We start from the raw sequence: 18,150 nt of genomic DNA on the forward strand, positions 1-18,150 counted from the left end.
CGGATTAACTCCTTGAAAGCTATATCCTTAGCATGTTGTAAGAAATTAAAACTAGCCTAATATGCCCTTTATAGAAGAAAGTGATTTGTTGGACCTACACAAGGATATTGACAAGGCCCAAATAATCAACGAAAGACTCCTAGATCAGATAAAATACAAGAACAAGGACCTTAAGAAAATAAGATTACAAAGAAACATTCTTTTAGGCTTTACCACTTTGTTTGTTGTAGGTACTTTGGCCATTACTTCATTTACTGCGGGATTAAGCAGCAAGAACTCTTTTGAGCATCAAAACAATTTGTTGGTTTCCATTGACAGTTTGGATGCAATTAAAACTCGAATTGACAATCTTAAATCGCAAAATGAAGAATTGAGTTTGGTTCGTGAATTCTATTTGGCAAAGGCATTTTTAGATAAGGAAACTATTTATTCTGTTCAGGTAAAATCATTTGTTGATAATAACGTTACACTGGCTTCTGAAGCGTTGACCAATACATTGTTCGTAAAGACGAATCCATTTTATGCCTATTCCCTTGGAAACTTTGAAACCTTGGACGAAGCCCAATTGTTTAGAAAGCAACTGGTGAATATGGGCTTTAAAGATGCTTTTGTAGCATCCTACCAAGATGGAAAAAGGGTTAAAATTGAAGATCCCTATTAATTTTGGCCAACATTAAGGCTTGGGTGCAAGCTGCTCGACTTCGCACATTACCTTTATCATTATCTGGTATACTAGTAGGAACCTCATTAGCTATTATTGAGGGTTTTTTCAATAGCTCCATATTTGTTTTGGCCTTGCTTACTACAGTGGCCCTTCAAATTACTTCCAACTTTGCTAATGATTATGGTGATGGGGTAAAGGGAACCGATGCTGACGATAGAATTGGACCGGCAAGGGCACTTCAAAGTGGCTTACTCTCGAAATCAGCTTTGAAGAAAGGAATTATCATTTCTGTGATCATCAGTCTTCTTCTTGCGCTTCTCTTGATTTATGTCTCTTTTGGAATGGAAAACCTAAAACTCATAATTGTCTTTATTGTTTTAGGCATATTGAGCGTTTGGGCCGCACTTCGCTATACCATGGGTTCTAATCCTTATGGATATAGAGGATTGGGTGACGTATTTGTGTTTTTGTTTTTTGGATTACTGGGTGTTTTGGGAAGTATGTATTTATATACAAGAGCATTGCAGTGGGATTCTATTTTGCCGGCAATTACTATAGGGTTTTTATGTGTTGGGGTGTTGAATCTAAACAATCTAAGGGATGTAGTATCCGATGAAAAACATGGAAAACGAACCCTGGTGGTCAAAATGGGATTTAAAAATGGTAAATGGTATCATTTCTCTTTAATAATGGTAGCATTTGTGGCACTCCTGACCTTCACATGGGTTAAGAACATACAACTACAACAAGCATTTTACATACTAGCCTTCTTACCTATATTAATTCATCTCAAGAAGGTAATGTCAACAAAAGAACCCATAAAACTTGACGGGGAACTCAAGAAATTGGCATTAAGCACCTTTTTGCTATCCGCACTGTTCTTTATGGCAGTTAAGTTTTTTTTGTAATTTTGAAGTAACCCACTAAACATTAATCGACTTGGAACACCCTATTAAAATTCTAATTGTAGAGGATAATGTAATTATTGCAGACGATATGCAATCGATGCTTGAAGAAATCGGGTATGAGATTGTTGACAATGTAATTGTATATGAACAGGCTGTAGATGTGCTAAAGAACAATCATGTTGATTTGGTGCTCATCGATATTATCCTAGCCTCAGACAAAACAGGTATCGATCTTGGAAAACATATCAGGGATGCATATAACATCCCATTTATTTTTGTAACCTCCAATTCTGACAGAGCAACTGTTGAGAACGCAAAAACAGTTAAACCTGATGGATATTTGGTAAAACCTTTTGAACAACAGGATTTGTATACCTCTATCGAGATTGCTCTTTCCAACTTCAACTATTCTAGAAAAGAGAAAACAAAGGAGATTGCAGGTAACGAAGGTGATGCCTTTACATCCAACTCTGTATTAAAAGATTCGATCTTCGTAAAAAAACAACATTTGTATTACAGGATTCAGTTTGGTGATATTCAATTCATCAAAGCTGATAATGTGTATTTAGAAGTCAATACGGTAGATAAAAAGTTTCTTGTTCGATCTCCACTCAAAGATTATTTGGAGAAGCTTCCAAAGAATAAATTCTATAGAGCACATAAGTCCTACATTGTAAATGTGGACCATATTGATGCGATAAACTCGAAAGATATTATGATCAATAATAACCTGATTCCGATTTCAAAGGATTTCAAGGAATTCATTATCTCATCAATGAACAGCTAGAAAAGCATACATACCTAATACTAAAAAGTGCCTTGTTTCGAGGCACTTTTTTTATGTTACAATTCCATTTTAGACAATGACCACAACTTTTTGGGTGTTCACAACAATAGTTTTCTACTCAGATAAGACACCTATACTTTAGCAGTGTTATTAGTTCAGAAAAGTAATTTTTTCATTTTCATATAGTGTTCTCGTAAAAGGGTCTTGTTCGAAAGAATAGGGCCTTTTTTGATTATCAAGGTAATAATGCGGATTGCAGATTCCATGAAACGCAAAAAACATCGATAAAGTGCTTTTTGCATACACCTATGTTGTTTTCACAACAGAAATTGACACTTTCACAACAATAGTGAATAAGTCAGATATCAAGCATTTAATTTTGTTGGTAAACCTACGTTCTAATATTAGAATGGTCACTTAAAAACTTGTCAGGTATATAGGTGTTTGGCATTGGGGCATTCAAACCGAAAATAGGTTCATTTTCAAAAAATGAAACAATAAATAGCGACAAGCTTTTTAAATTTTGTCGCAGATACCTTTGGTAAATAGATGATAGAATATTTCAAAAAAATAACCTCAATATTCTTTTTCATTTTTCTATTGGGCGCTTCCGCACAAACCTTGAAAAGTGACGAAATAAGTGCATTAAAAGAATTCCAGGCAGCCAACGGTTCCTCAAACAGGTTCGAATCTTTTTTTAGTTCAGTTGACAGATACAATGTCAACTCTGCCTATGATTGGTTGGATACGTTAAAAATCTACCTTGCAAACGCCCAAAAAACGAACGATACAATTGCGGCACGACTATATATGGTAATGCAGACCCAAGTTTACAATGATTTGGGTGAATACGACAAAAGTACCGCATTGGCCAAAGAGCTTTATGCACTTAAAGATTCGTTGGATTCTGATTCAAGAAAGATCGTACTTGAAGTTTTGGACGATAATTATGCCAACCTTCAATTGTATGATAAGCAAATTGAAGTGCGTAAAGAAAAACGTGAACTTGGCTTAACAGATAACGTTGCTTTCTATGATATCTACAGCAACTTAGGTTTGCACAGAAAAGCTAGAAACCAATACATAATGGAGGTCAAGCCTACCATAGCCGATAACGATTCCTACGGTTTGGCAAAGTATCATAATAAGGTTGGGAACTACTTAAGACTTGATAATTCTGCTCCTACAGCGGTAAGTGAACTTAAGAAGGCAAAAGCGTATCTAGACGTTTTTATTAATGATATATCCGCACAAAAGACCGAAGAGCAAATATTTGAGAGTGAATTGCTAAAAGCAGAAATAGAAGGTAACATTGGGAAATGCCATGTACTACTTGGAGAATATGATGAAGCGATACCTTTATTGGAGTCAAGTATTGAAGCCCTATCATCTGCATCGGATACCCATTATAAAAATGAAGTTATTGAAAACACTTTGAACTTAGCGGATGCCAACCTACAACTTGAAAAGTATTTGGCGGCAAAAAGAAGCTTGGATAGTGATTTCAACAATATCAACCTGCTACAAAACATAAAGCGAAATAGTTTGTTGGCGGCCTATTACGACAAAGTTGAAAATTTTAAAAACGCGGCAACTTATTATAAGCGCAACGAGAGAATAAAGGACTCATTATCCCAAAAGCAATCTTCAATCATTAAACAGCAGCTGGTAACCATAGTTGCAAATGAAGATTTGGAGAATTCCCAACGATTGATTGACGAACAAAAACGTATCAATGAATTGGCTCGAAGCGAAATGAAGGCGAAAGATGAGCGAATCAACCTGGTTTTCATTTCCTTGATTTTCACACTTCTTGGTTTTGCGGGATTGGTCTATGCGTACTTAAAAAGTATTAAAAACCAACGCTTGATTGCAGAACAAAAGCATATCATTGAAAATGCCCTAGTAGAAAAGGACTCATTGTTAAAAGAAATTCACCATAGAGTAAAAAACAATCTCCAGATGGTGTCCAGTTTATTAAGCTTGCAAACCAAGAATACTCGAAGTAAATCTGCTATAGAGGCATTAGAAGAAGGTAAGAGTAGGGTAAAGGCCATGGCACTTATTCACCAGAAGCTTTATCAAAATGATGATTTATCCGTTATAGAAATGCAGGGTTATATTGAGAGCTTGATCAATAGTGTACAATCCGTTTATAAAAAAGGAGGACATAACATTAGTATAACCATTGATGCTGAAGGAACCGAATTAGATATTGACCGAGCCATTCCATTTGGACTTATTTTGAACGAGCTTGTTTCCAATTCTTTCAAGTATGCTTTCCCAGAAAATGATGAAAATGGGAAGATTTATATCCACCTCCGAAAAAATGGAGAGCAAGGTTATTTTGAATATACTGATAACGGTATTGGACTTCCAGAAGATACCGAAGAGCGAACACACTCCTCTATGGGAATCCGTCTTATGAACCGATTGGTGAACCAATTACAGTCAAAACTTAACATCGATAAGGCTGATGAAGGGGTCCGGTTCTGGTTTAACTTCAGTTGACACGGCTATTTCCAATTGCTCGCGAAGGAATAACTGATATCCTATTTTCATTCAAATTATAACTAAATTTGGACAACCACATGAAGGCTGTCTATAAAAAGTATATTCTTGATTTTAAGATCCCAAGTGGAACTTCCCGTGGTGTTATGACCCAAAAAGAAACATGGTTTCTTATTCTAAACGAGAATGGAAAATATGGTATTGGGGAATGCGGAATCTTAAGGGGCTTGAGTGTTGACGACGTTCCCGATTATGAAGAAAAGCTTTCATGGGTCTGCGCTAACATACAATTGAGTCTGGAAGAGTTGCTTGTTCAACTAACTAATTTTCCGTCTATTCAATTTGGCTTGGAACAAGCTTTTTTATCCTTTCAATCTGAAAATCCTTTCCATCTTTTTCCTTCAGAATTCACCGAGAATGAATCTCCCATTTCCATCAACGGATTGATTTGGATGGGCAATGAAACCTTTATGCTCTCACAATTAGAACAAAAATTAAAACAAGGTTTTCAATGCATCAAAATGAAGATTGGTGCCATCGACTTTAAAAAGGAATTGGAAATCCTAAAGTCGATTCGCGACAATTTCACCGTAGAAGAAATAGAACTACGGGTGGATGCTAATGGAGCTTTTTCTTCGACGGAAGCACTGGCTAAATTGGAAATACTGTCCAAATTCCAGATGCATTCCATTGAGCAGCCCATAAAACCCGGAAATTGGGAAAAAATGGCAGAACTATGTGCTAAAACCCCATTGCCGATAACACTGGATGAAGAATTAATTGGCATTTTTGATGTAACGGAAAAGCAGCGCATGCTACAAACCATAAAGCCACAATACATTATTATAAAACCTAGTTTGGTCGGTGGATTCAGAGGCTCAGAGGAATGGATAAATTTAGCCAGGAATCAACAAGTAGGGTGGTGGGCAACAAGTGCTTTGGAAAGCAATATTGGGCTCAATGCCATTGCGCAATGGACGTATGCTATGCAGACAAGCATTCCCCAAGGTTTAGGAACCGGAAGCCTTTATACCAACAATTTCGATAGTCCATTAGAAGTTGCAAATGGAAAGTTGTATTATCGGGCTTCCAAACAATGGAAAACTAATTTAATAGAAGAATTATGTATATAGAACAAGGATATAAAGGCAGCATTGGACTGTGGAAGTACTTTGTAATTCCTGTATTGTTTATCGGTTTCATGGGTTTAAATTATGTAGCAACAGTTACGTCTCCAGTTAGTGTAGAAGATGCAATGCAGCAGATGATTGACCAATTGGGATCCAATGTTGTTTTGATTATACTTTTGGCACCTTTGGCAGTTGGTCTTTTTGTTGTTTTAGGATGGACATATTTGGTACATCAGCAATCCATTACATCTTTGACCACCTCACGGAAAAAGATAGACTGGAAACGGGTCATGTATGCATTTTCTCTTTGGGGAGGGCTGACTGCTTTACTAACAGGAATAGATATTTACTTTTCCCCAGATGATTATATATTCAATTTGGATTGGTCTAAATTTATTCCTCTGGCCGTAATTGCTATCGTTCTCATTCCTTTACAGACAAGCTTTGAAGAATATTTATTCCGTGGGCATATGATGCAAGGACTGGGAATCATGGCCAAAAATCGTTGGGTCCCATTGGTAGTGACGTCGGTGCTTTTTGGGCTGATGCATATTGCAAATCCGGAGGTTGAAAAATTAGGAATGGGTATTATGGTGTATTATATCGGTACCGGATTTTTTCTTGGGATTATGACCTTGATGGATGAAGGCCTGGAGCTGGCATTAGGATTTCATGCTGCGAACAACCTTATTACTGCACTTTTGGTCACGGCAGACTGGACAGCTTTTCAAACACATTCAATTTATAAGGATATTTCTGAACCGGCTTTGGGATGGGATGCTCTAATTCCTGTTTTGGTTATCTTCCCCATACTACTGTTCGTTTTTGGTAAAAAATACGGTTGGAAAAATTGGAACCAAAAACTGTTTGGAAAAGTATTGACAAAAGATGAATTTACAGCTCTAAATACTAGTGAATCCAATTTGGCGTAAAACACATTCTGACTTTAGATTTAATGGTGTTCATTATGAATTTGATGAGCTTCAAGAAGTTGGATATAGTCTTGTAAAAGAAGGAGAGTCTTATGAAATCGCTATTGGGGAGTTCCTACTTGACTGGTCGACGGACAAAGAAACCTTAGAAGTTTTTACCTCGGGCTCTACGGGAAAACCCAAAAAGATTAAGCTATATAAGTTGCATATGGTGAATTCCGCCATAGCCACTGGAAAATACTTCGGATTGTCATCAAAAGATTCAGCGCTTATGTGTCTACCTTGCTCTGGAATTGCGGGAAAGATGATGTTGATGCGTGCTATGGTGCTGGGATTGGAACTAAAATCTGTTGAACCTTCTTCAAATCCAATGTTTGGTGCTACTACCAATTTTGATTTTTCGGCAATGGTCCCTTTACAGGCAGAGAATTCTCTAAAACAACTCTCTCAAATAAAAACTTTAATCATTGGAGGCGCACCCATTTCAAAATCTTTAAAAGAGAGCTTGATTACGGTTCCTAATGCAGTTTTTGAAACCTATGGGATGACTGAGACGGTTACGCATATAGCAGCCAAAAGATTGAATGGTTCAAAAAATGACACTATAAACAATCCTTTCGAAGCGCTTCCGAATATTACCCTTTCTAAAGATAATCGGGATTGCCTTGTGATTAACGCTCCAAAGCTTTCAGACGAAGAAGTTATTACCAATGATATCGTGAATTTAACCACCGAAACCAGTTTTGAATGGTTGGGTAGATTTGATTCCATCATAAATTCTGGTGGCATAAAGCTCATTCCGGAACAAATAGAACGGAAACTTTCAACAGTAATCGACGCTCGCTTTTTTGTAGCAGGTCTTCCGGATACGTCTTTAGGACAAAAGTTAGTGCTACTTGTTGAATCAGTTGATATATCATCGGAAGAATTACTTACTAAGATTAAAGATTTAAAAGGTTTGGATAAGTATGAAATTCCGAAAGAAGTGTTTGCTCTAAAACAATTTTTTGAGACTAAAAGTGGAAAAATTCAACGCAAGAAAACACTACTTCAAATAAGCTAAGTTTTGTAAATTCAGCAAATAAATCACTTTCATGACAAGAATAGCACTTTATCTACTCCTAGTATTACCTTTTACCGGATTTACCCAACAGATATTGCCAGAAGAGCAACGAGCTAGGGTAGTCGACGAAATATTGGAAGAACGGTTCAATTCGTTGCTTCCAAACCTCATGGATGATACAGGGATTGACATGTGGATTCTTATTTCGAGGGAATATAATGAAGACCCCGTTTTGAAAACAATGTTACCTGCCACTTGGTTAAATGCAAGGAGAAGAACCATTCTTTTGTTCTACAGGGATAAGGCAGCTGGAAGCATTGATAAGTTGGCTGTGGCAAGATATAATGTCGGTAAGAGTATTCAATCAGCATGGGATAAGGAAAAGGAACCCAATCAATGGAAAAGATTGATGCAACTTATTGAGGAAAGAAATCCAAAACAGATAGGGTTGAATTTTTCAAAAGACCACAATATCGCAGATGGACTGGACAAAACGGATTTCGATGAATTTATGGCCAATCTGCCTAAGAAATATCAATCCAAAGTAGTTTCTGCAGAACAGTTGGCGGTCAGGTGGATAGAAACAAGAACAGAACGAGAGATGATTATTTATAATCAACTTGTAGACATCACCCACGATATTATAGCCGAAGCCTTTTCCGAAAAAGTGATTACTCCAGGTGTAACTACTACAACCGAGGTAGAGTGGTGGATGCGTCAAAAAGTAACCGACTTAGGATTGGAAACCTGGTTTCATCCAACAGTGGATGTACAGCGTACTAGCGAAAAATTGGTTGGACATTTATACTCATTTTCAGGCAGACCAGATGATTTGACCATTCAACCCGGTGATCTTTTACATTGTGACTTTGGAATCTCTTATTTACGTTTGAATACGGACTGTCAGGAATTGGCTTACGTTTTAAGACCCAATGAAGATGGTGCTCCAAAGTTTTTGGTTGATGCCCTAAAAGATGGGAACAGCGTCCAAGACTTTTTGACAGCCAATATGATAAAAGGCAGAACTGGAAACGAAATTTTGGCTAAATCCCTACAACAAGCCAAGGAAGCCGGACTTCGCCCCGCAATTTATACACATCCATTGGGAAGTTACGGTCATTCTGCTGGCACCACAATTGGTATGTGGGATTCTCAAGGAGGTGTGATGAAAGATGATGGTGAAAACTACCCCTTAAACCCAAACACGGTTTATGCCATTGAATTGAACACCACGGTTCACATTACGGAATGGAATAGAGATATTCGTATAATGTTGGAAGAAGCGGGTTTTTTTGGAACAGATGGGTTCAGATACGTTAATGGAAGACAAACTGAACTTTTACTTGTTCCAAGGGTAAAAAAACAACTGGGACACTGAAAATCTGACACTTACTTCTAATTTTTATAATTTTTTAACGATATAATTTTCTAACTTAAGGGTGAAATCAAAAATCGTCGCCATGGTCAAGAAAATTATTCCCTATCTGTTTTTACTTTCGGTTGCTATAACCTTTTCTCAAACATCAAACAAAAGAATAAGTGGTTTCATTACTGATGGATACGGTCCATTGGAAAATGTAAGTATTGCAATAAAGGATACCGAAAAAGGAGTTAAATCGGAAGAGAACGGTAGTTATGTTATTTATGCAGAGGAAGGCCAAACCCTTGTTTATAGTTACTTGGGAAAGCAGAACATCGAAATTATCATTGAAGATGTGACCTCTTTTTTGAATATAACGATGTACGATGATATCCAAGAATTGGATGGTGTAGTGGTTACGGAAAGAAAGAAAAGAACCCGAAAAACACTTTTAGAAGAATACCACAGCAACAAGAATATTGTTAAAACGGCCTTTGGTATTTTGGATAAGGAACGTTCCGGATTTTCAATGCGAGTTATAGATGGAGACCAACTAAATCTGGCCGGACAAGATTTTATTGATGCGCTCCAGTCTTGGGTGCCAGGTGTACAGGTGTTCAGGCCAACAACCTTTAGACCAGGAGGCGGGGCTCTTGGCGGGAATGGGGTAAGACCTACAGACCTGACGATTCCTATTGTATTTTTACCACGGGCGCGACGTTCCTTTATGAGGCCTGTTCCGGCCATTTTCGATGTGGACGGTGTAGTTTATACCGATGCACCAACCTTTATTCAGGTACAAAATATCGAAAGAATTGCTGTTATTGAATCCCTTGGAGCTTCTAATCGCTATGGTAGCATGGGCATTGGAGGAGTAATCATTATCAATACAAAATGGGGAAATCCAAACAAAAGAGAACCAGGAACCAATAAACCCTATGATCATGCCAGGCTAAGAAACAACTACTTTGATTCAAGCAGTCTGGTCAATAGCGCTCAAATACCTATGCCGAAATATTTGGAAAAATTGAATGGTGCAATAGATGAAAAAGAGGCAGAGCATATTTATCAGGATGAAATAGCGTTGTACCCCCAGTCACCTTACTTTTATTTGGATGCCCGTTCGTTTTTCAAGAGTAATTTTGAGAGCAACCAGCTAATAGCTGACATCACTAATACTATTGAGGAAAAATTTGGAACCAATCCTACAATTTTAAAGGCATTGGCCTATATGTTGGAGGAAGAAGGTGAATTTGAGAGAGCATTGGAACTTCAAAAGAAGATTTTTATACTACGACCTCATTATGTTCAGTCTTATATGGATTTAGCTAACGCATACACAAACTTGGGAGATGTTGATAATGCTGCAACCCTGCACACGCGTTATAATTATCTCATTGAAAAGTCGTTCTTTACAGCTTCTGACACTTTTGGCCCCATTATACATAAAAACTTCAGAAACCTACTCGAACAAAATAGAGGTGCCCTAGAAGAGAAGTATGTCTTGGAAACTGATGAACAGGACTTCAAAGGTCTGCGCCTGGTTTTTGAATGGAATGATAGCGAAGCAGAATTTGAATTGCAATTTGTAAGTCCAGAAAATCAGTTTTATACCACTAGTCATACACTTCAGCATAATGCAGAAAGAATACAGGAAGAAAAAGAAAAAGGATTCTCCACAGAAGAGTATCTGGTTTACGGTCCTATTGATGGAAATTGGAATGTTAATGTCAAGTATCTTGGGAACAAAAGTGCAACTCCTTCCTATATGAAGGCTACCATTTACCACAATTTTGGAACCGATAATCAACGTAAAGAAGTTAAAGTCTTTAGATTGGCGACCAAAAATGCGAATTTGGCCCTATTGAGAATTAATAACGGAACCACAAGTAAATCCAATTAGATGTATTTGTTTAATTAAAATACCATAAAAGATTGTCTTATAAGTAATTATGAAAAATAACCAAAATCCTATCAAAACCGTATTTGCGATTGTTTTCGCTTTGACTTTATCAGTTAGTTGGGCACAAGACCAGAAGAAAGTAAATATCTGTTGGGATGTATCCAATTCAATGGATAACAGAAATTTAGATAAAGAGTTCTACTTTTTGGACGCTTATTTTAAGGACGTTAAAGATGCTAAGGTCGCATTATTGACTTTTAGTAATCAGGTAATGTCTAAGGATGAATTTGAAGTTAGTAGTGGTGATTGGCAAGAAATAAAAGAGAAATTAAAGAATGTCAATCATGATGGAGGTACCTTTTTTGGGTCATTGGAAGATTATGCCAAAGGAGGCGATATTCTGCTGTTCACCGACGGCAAACAGACGGTAGGCGGCACCACACCCAGCTTTGATGGCGAACTTTATATTATCAATGGGAAGAAAGACTTTGACAGGGCCAGTCTTAATCTTCTGGCCATAGTGAACAATGGGAACCTGATTAATCTAACGGAGAAAAGAGATTTAAAAAGTAAATCAAACGCTCGAATTTATACTGGAAATATCTATAAGGGGACGGTAGGTTTGGCAAGCGCCGAAATATATGTAAAAGGAAACCAAAGTGAGCTGTCAAAATCGGACGAATCCGGGGCCTTTAAAATTAATGCTGTTGCGGGTGATACCTTGGTGGTATCTTACGGGAAAGACAAAGGAGAACAGGTTCTGGGTGATAATTTGTCCATTGACTTTTCCTTTAAGGACAGTGGAATTCAGCTAGATGAAGTAGTGGTTACAGACGAGGCGAAAGTTGAAACAAGTGAAATAACCACGGCCTATGGTACAGAAAGTAAAGAGAAACTCGGTTACGCGGTTCAATCCATTACGGATAAAGAAATATCGGATGTGGCAACCACAGGGAACAATGCAATTCAAGGAAAGTTTTCTGGTGTTAAATTAGGTCAAAATGATGATTTAAGTCAAATCATTATGCGCCCCAGTAATTCCATCCTCGGAAACAATTATGGACTGATTGTAATTGATGGTATTCCAACTAATCGCTCAAACTCAAGTGTAGGTAATGGCAGCATTGCGAACACGAACTTTATTGATCCACGAAACATTGCGGAAATCACGGTGCTGAAGGGTTTGGCAGCTACAAATCGTTTTGGTAGCATGGGAGCCAATGGAGTATTGTTGATTACCACGAAAACCGCTCAAGTTGTTGGCCCTAAGGGTGAAAAAAGGGACTTGGCCCGATTGACCAACAATGTTTATGATGGAAAGATAAAAGTCAATAGTAAGACTTTGGTAACCCCATACCTTAAGGAGTTAAAAAAAGGGAAAAATGTTCAAGAAGCGTATAACATATATTTGGCGCAGCAAGGTAAATATCCAGACACACCGGAGTATTTTTTGGATGTGTATTCTTTCTTTTACAGTGCCAATGCTGACCTGGCCAATAGAATATTGACGAATATTCTGGAAAAGGAACTACCCAGCTACAATGAACTTAAAGGAATGTATCTAAAAGCCTCCGAATTTGGAAACTATGACTTGGCATTATCTGCTGCCGACCGTATGCTTGAAATGTTTCCAAACAAAATTCAACCGTATTTGGATGTTGCTATGGCCAATAAGATGGCAGGAAACCATCAAGAGGCGTTGAACATGTTCAACAAGATTATAAATGGGTCTGCCAATCAGGGATTGAATTTTCTGGGTATTGAAAAAGTAGTTGGCACGGAGATAAGGAATTTAGTCAATAAAAAGAGAAATCAACTAGACTTAAGTAAAGTTGACCAAAAATATACAAACAACCTGACCTATAATGCACGCTTGTTTTTGGACTGGAACAATACCGATGCCGAGTTCGTAATACAGATGGTTAATCCTCAGAAAAGGTTCTTCAATTGGGAACATACAGAAACAGGAGATCGTGCGCGAATATTAAATGAGTTACAACATGGTTTCAGTACCGAACAATTTGAGATTGTTGGGGCGGAAACGGTTGGTGATTGGATTTTGAACGTGACTTATCTGGGAAACAGGACATCAGGTAGTAAAATGCCAACATTCTTAAAATGCACAGTTGAACATAATTTTGGCAAACCAAACCAAAAGAGTGAAGAATTCCTTGTTCGACTCCAAGAACCTGGAGATGAGCAACAGTTGGCCAAATTTACAGTGCAATAATTACACCTGAAGTACGCCCATATTAAACTGTTTTTCAATAGGCGAATGGTCAGCGGCTTCAATGCCCATGGAAATCCATTTTCGGGTTTCCAGAGGGTCTATAATGGCATCCGTCCAAAGATGGGAGGCTGCATAATAAGGGGATATTTGGTTGTCGTAGCGTTGTTTGATTTTATCAAATAACTCTTGTTCCTTTTGGGCATCTAGTGTTTCACCATTTTTCTCAAGCGAAGCCTTTTCAATTTGCAATAACACTTTGGCCGCAGAATTTCCGCTCATCACAGCGAGTTCAGCACTAGGCCATGCAACAATTAACCTGGGGTCATACGCTTTCCCACACATAGCATAATTTCCGGCTCCATAACTATTACCAATGACAATAGTGAATTTTGGCACCACTGAGTTGCTTACTGCATTTACCATTTTGGCACCATCTTTTATAATTCCTCCATGCTCACTTTTGCTACCCACCATAAATCCGGTAACATCTTGTAAAAACACCAAGGGAATTTTCTTTTGGTTGCAATTGGCAATAAAACGGGTGGCCTTATCCGCAGAATCCGAGTAGATGACACCACCGAACTGCATTTCCCCTTTTTTCGTTTTTACCACTTTTCGTTGATTCGCTACAATACCGACGGCCCAGCCATCGATGCGAGCGTAGCCGGTTAAAATGGTTTTGCCATAACCTTCCTTGTACTGATCAAATTCTGAATTATCCACCAACCGTTTTATTATCTCCAACATATCATACTGATCTCCTCGAGAGGCAGGTAGAATTCCATACATGTCTTCTGGATTTTCAATAGGAGCTTTTGTTTCAATTCTATTGAATCCTGTTTTTTCAAAATCACCAATTTTACCAACGATACGCTTAATCTTGTCCAAGGCATCTTTATCGTCCTTGGCTTTATAATCCGTTACTCCGCTTATCTCCGAGTGCGTTGTTGCTCCACCTAAAGTTTCATTGTCAATACTTTCACCAATGGCCGCTTTCACCAAATAACTTCCAGCTAAAAAGATGCTTCCTGTTTTGTCAACGATCATTGCTTCATCGCTCATTATCGGCAAATAAGCTCCGCCAGCTACGCAACTTCCCATTACTGCAGAAATTTGAGTAATACCCATACTACTCATTTTGGCATTGTTTCTAAAAATGCGACCAAAATGTTCTTTGTCAGGAAAAATTTCATCTTGCATGGGTAGATACACTCCAGCACTATCTACTAGATAGATAATTGGCAATTTGTTCTCCATGGAAATTTCCTGGGCTCTCAAGTTTTTCTTTCCCGTAATGGGAAACCAAGCTCCTGCTTTTACAGTGGCGTCGTTGGCTACAATTACACATTGTTTTCCTTGGACGTATCCGATTTTAACAACAACCCCTGCGGATGGGCATCCTCCATGCTCAGCATACATACCTTCTCCGGCAAAAGCTCCAATCTCAATACATTGCGAGTCCGTATCCAACAAATAATCAATTCGTTCCCGGGCGGTCATTTTGCCTTTTGCGTGATGCTTTTCAATTCTTTTTTTTCCGCCACCAAGTTTTACTTGGGACAATTTTTTTCTAAGCTCGGCAAGCTTTAGTTTATTGTGATCTTCGTTTTTATTGAAGTTAATATCCATAGTTAATAAGCCAATTTCAACGTGCTGTTAAAGATAAGGAGTTATAATCATTACTTTTGATTCTATATGAAAAGTAAAATAAAATGGGGCATTATTGGCCCAGGAAATATTGCAAGAAAGTTCACTTCCGATTTAAAGATGGTTGAGCAAGCATCTGTGGCAGCGGTAGCTTCTAGAAATTTGGAAAGAGCTCAAGGTTTTGCAAATGAGTTTCAAATCCCTAACGTATTCGATAGTTATGATGCTTTGTTTGCTTCCGATGAAATTGATATTGTTTATATAGCAACTCCGCACAATTTTCATAAAGATTTGTCCATAAGAGCCATGGAACATGGAAAGCACGTGCTCTGTGAAAAACCTTTGGGAGTAAATAGGGCAGAGGTTGAGGAAATTATATTGGCAGCTAAGAAAAATAAGGTTTTTATGATGGAGGGACTTTGGTCACGTTTTAATCCATCCATCGCAAAAGCGAAGCAGCTTGTTGATACCGGAGAGATTGGACAAGTGTCCTACGTGAATGCTGATTTTGCATTTTATGGATTGGACCGAGGTGAGGATTCAAGAATTCTAAATCCTGATTTAGCTTCTGGCTCTTTGTTGGATATAGGAATTTACCCCATTTTTTTGGCTTATTTGATTTTGGGTATGCCAGAAGAAATTAAAGCTTCGTCCAATTTTCATCCTAACGGTACAGAAATACAGACCTCGATGATTTTTCAATATTCGGATGCACAAGCAGTTCTGTATAGCGGATTGACCAGTAATTCAAAAATGGAAGCCAAAATATCGGGGAGTGAAGGGGAAATAACCTTATCATCTCGTTGGCATGAAGCGGATGGATATACTTTGGTCAAACAGAATGAGTCGCAAGAAGTTGAATTACCAAGAACCGGAGTAGGTTTTGTCCATGAGATTTTGAAAGTGCATGATTGTCTGAACAACAACATGTTGGAATGTGATTTATGGACACATCAAAACAGTTTGGATTTGGTTGAACTTATGGATACTATCAGAAAAAAAACCGGAATCAAGTTCCCTTTCGAAACATAAAGAACCCTGTACTTCTAGGAATATTTCTTTTTTTTACGATATTTGATTCTTTACCAAACCAACTACATATGGGAATGAATAAAAATACCGTGCTTGCATGGGCAACATGGATAATGATTTTTGTGGGACTTGGAATGATTGCTTTAGGCGCATTTAAGTATGATGAAGTGGCAGGTTATGGATTTGCCGCTGTAGGCATCGGTTTTTTCGCCATAGCATGGGTTTTCAATGCTCTCAAGGGTCGCGTATAATCTTCCAATACATAACATAACAAACATATTACAACCAAATGTCAGACGATAAGAAAGTCATCTTTTCAATGTCTGGGGTCACCAAAACGTTTAAAACGGCGAACACCCCAGTCTTAAAAAACATATATCTCAGCTTTTTCTACGGAGCTAAAATTGGAATATTAGGACTGAATGGTTCCGGTAAATCCACGTTACTGAAAATAATCGCGGGGGTAGACAAGAACTACCAAGGGGATGTTGTGTTTTCACCAGGATATACCGTGGGTTATTTGGAGCAGGAACCCCAATTGGATGAAGAGAAGACGGTTCTGGAGGTTGTAAAAGAAGGAGTAGCTGACACCGTTGCAATTCTGGACGAATATAATAAGATCAACGATATGTTTGGTCTTCCTGAAGTTTACGAAGATGCAGATAAGATGCAAAAACTGATGGACAAGCAAGCTCAACTTCAAGATCAAATTGACGCGGCCAATGCCTGGGAACTTGATACTAAGCTTGAAATAGCTATGGATGCATTGCGTACACCGGAATCTGATAAAAAAATCGGAGTGCTCTCAGGTGGAGAACGAAGAAGAGTAGCCCTTTGCCGCTTGTTACTGAAAGAACCGGACGTTTTGCTTTTGGATGAACCTACCAACCACTTGGATGCCGAATCTGTACACTGGTTGGAACATCATTTAGCACAATACAAAGGAACAGTGATTGCTGTCACGCATGACCGTTATTTCTTGGACAACGTAGCCGGTTGGATTTTGGAACTGGATAGAGGAGAAGGGATACCTTGGAAAGGAAACTACTCTGGATGGTTGGATCAAAAATCAAAACGTTTAGCCCAAGAAAGCAAGCAGGCTTCCAAAAGGCAAAAGACACTTGAACGCGAGTTGGACTGGGTCAGACAAGGAGCAAAGGGTAGACAGACCAAACAGAAAGCTCGCCTTAAAAATTATGATAAACTTCTGAGCCAAGATCAAAAGCAGCTGGAGGAAAAACTGGAGATTTATATTCCTAATGGGCCGAGATTAGGAACAAATGTGATTGAGTCCAAAGGAGTAAGCAAAGCTTATGGGGATAAACTGCTATATGAAGACCTGAATTTTAACCTTCCACAAGCGGGAATTGTTGGCATTATAGGTCCAAATGGGGCAGGTAAGACCACCATTTTCCGGATGATTATGGGAGAAGAAACTCCAGACAAGGGAGAGTTTTCCGTTGGCGATACTGCAAAACTGGCCTATGTGGACCAAAGTCATTCCAACATAGACCCGAACAAAACTATTTGGGAAAATTTCAGTGATGGACAAGAGCTTGTGATGATGGGTGGAAAGCAAGTAAACTCAAGAGCATACCTAAGTCGTTTTAATTTTTCCGGTAGCGAGCAAAATAAGAAAGTAGATATGTTGTCTGGTGGAGAACGAAACCGACTTCACCTGGCCATGACTTTAAAAGAGGAAGGAAATGTCTTGCTATTAGACGAGCCAACCAACGATTTAGATGTAAACACACTTCGAGCCTTGGAAGAAGGTCTTGAAAATTTTGCAGGTTGCGCCGTAATCATTTCCCACGATAGATGGTTTTTAGATAGAATATGCACACATATCCTTGCCTTTGAAGGAGATTCCCAAGTTTATTTCTTCGAAGGGTCATTCTCCGATTATGAGGAGAACAAAAAGAAACGCCTGGGAACAGATATTATGCCCAAGCGTATCAAATACAAGAAATTAATTCGGTAAGG

General features: G+C 38.3%; 14 protein-coding genes. 13 read left to right on the forward strand and 1 reads right to left on the reverse strand.

Annotated features, from left to right (window positions below; genetic code table 11):
* Nucleotides 1–61: 61 nt before the first annotated feature.
* From ACOKFG_RS10700 to ACOKFG_RS10745, 10 genes are all read left to right on the forward strand, one after another.
* Entirely contained in the window at nucleotides 62–661 is a 600-nt protein-coding gene (locus tag ACOKFG_RS10700) for an SPOR domain-containing protein (protein WP_298789400.1), read from the forward strand.
* 2 nt (nucleotides 662–663) lie between these two features.
* Nucleotides 664–1,572 carry a 1,4-dihydroxy-2-naphthoate octaprenyltransferase gene (gene menA, locus ACOKFG_RS10705; protein ID WP_422861211.1) on the forward strand — a complete coding sequence of 303 codons (909 nt, stop codon included), beginning with the start codon at nucleotides 664–666 and terminating at the stop codon, nucleotides 1,570–1,572.
* A gap of 31 nt (nucleotides 1,573–1,603) precedes the next feature.
* Entirely contained in the window at nucleotides 1,604–2,359 is a 756-nt protein-coding gene (locus ACOKFG_RS10710; RefSeq protein ID WP_298789402.1) for a response regulator, read from the forward strand.
* A 549-nt stretch (nucleotides 2,360–2,908) separates the two neighbouring features.
* Nucleotides 2,909–4,870: a histidine kinase dimerization/phosphoacceptor domain -containing protein gene (locus tag ACOKFG_RS10715; protein ID WP_298789403.1), complete on the forward strand. Its 1,962-nt coding sequence runs from the start codon at nucleotides 2,909–2,911 to the stop codon at nucleotides 4,868–4,870.
* Nucleotides 4,871–4,950: 80 nt separating this feature from the next.
* Nucleotides 4,951–6,003, forward strand: coding sequence for an o-succinylbenzoate synthase (locus tag ACOKFG_RS10720; protein ID WP_422861212.1), 1,053 nt, complete (start codon nucleotides 4,951–4,953; stop codon nucleotides 6,001–6,003).
* The gene (locus ACOKFG_RS10725; protein WP_422861213.1) at nucleotides 5,994–6,932 is read left to right on the forward strand and encodes a lysostaphin resistance A-like protein; all 939 of its coding nucleotides are present in this window, start codon (nucleotides 5,994–5,996) and stop codon (nucleotides 6,930–6,932) included. The genes ACOKFG_RS10720 and ACOKFG_RS10725 overlap by 10 nt, the downstream gene beginning before the upstream one ends.
* Nucleotides 6,913–7,995, forward strand: a complete 1,083-nt coding sequence (locus ACOKFG_RS10730) for an AMP-binding protein (RefSeq protein ID WP_299172796.1) — start codon at nucleotides 6,913–6,915, stop codon at nucleotides 7,993–7,995. The genes ACOKFG_RS10725 and ACOKFG_RS10730 overlap by 20 nt, the downstream gene beginning before the upstream one ends.
* A gap of 31 nt (nucleotides 7,996–8,026) precedes the next feature.
* Entirely contained in the window at nucleotides 8,027–9,373 is a 1,347-nt protein-coding gene (locus tag ACOKFG_RS10735) for a M24 family metallopeptidase (RefSeq protein WP_422861214.1), read from the forward strand.
* 82 nt (nucleotides 9,374–9,455) lie between these two features.
* Nucleotides 9,456–11,258, forward strand: coding sequence for a carboxypeptidase-like regulatory domain-containing protein (locus ACOKFG_RS10740; RefSeq protein ID WP_422861215.1), 1,803 nt, complete (start codon nucleotides 9,456–9,458; stop codon nucleotides 11,256–11,258).
* A gap of 49 nt (nucleotides 11,259–11,307) precedes the next feature.
* Nucleotides 11,308–13,488 carry a TonB-dependent receptor plug domain-containing protein gene (locus ACOKFG_RS10745; protein WP_299485106.1) on the forward strand — a complete coding sequence of 727 codons (2,181 nt, stop codon included), beginning with the start codon at nucleotides 11,308–11,310 and terminating at the stop codon, nucleotides 13,486–13,488.
* Here the strand turns inward: ACOKFG_RS10745 and ACOKFG_RS10750 are convergent, their stop codons facing one another.
* On the reverse strand, nucleotides 13,489–15,117 hold the full coding sequence (locus tag ACOKFG_RS10750) for an acyl-CoA carboxylase subunit beta (RefSeq protein WP_299485108.1): 1,629 nt from the start codon (nucleotides 15,115–15,117) through the stop codon (nucleotides 13,489–13,491). It abuts the gene before it with no gap.
* Nucleotides 15,118–15,183: 66 nt separating this feature from the next.
* Here ACOKFG_RS10750 and ACOKFG_RS10755 point away from each other — a divergent pair, with 66 nt between their 5' ends.
* The 3 genes from ACOKFG_RS10755 to ettA all read left to right on the forward strand — a co-directional run bounded on the left by ACOKFG_RS10755 (nucleotide 15,184) and on the right by ettA (nucleotide 18,148).
* Entirely contained in the window at nucleotides 15,184–16,167 is a 984-nt protein-coding gene (locus ACOKFG_RS10755; RefSeq protein WP_299485111.1) for a Gfo/Idh/MocA family protein, read from the forward strand.
* Nucleotides 16,168–16,241: 74 nt separating this feature from the next.
* Nucleotides 16,242–16,418: a CAL67264 family membrane protein gene (locus ACOKFG_RS10760; protein ID WP_168796318.1), complete on the forward strand. Its 177-nt coding sequence runs from the start codon at nucleotides 16,242–16,244 to the stop codon at nucleotides 16,416–16,418.
* 38 nt (nucleotides 16,419–16,456) lie between these two features.
* A complete protein-coding gene (gene ettA, locus ACOKFG_RS10765) occupies nucleotides 16,457–18,148 on the forward strand; it encodes an energy-dependent translational throttle protein EttA (protein ID WP_298789412.1) in 1,692 nt (563 codons plus the stop codon).
* The last annotated feature ends 2 nt before the right edge of the window (nucleotides 18,149–18,150 follow it).

The organism is Flagellimonas rhodophyticola, from assembly GCF_049332665.1.
Taxonomy (GTDB): domain Bacteria; phylum Bacteroidota; class Bacteroidia; order Flavobacteriales; family Flavobacteriaceae; genus Flagellimonas.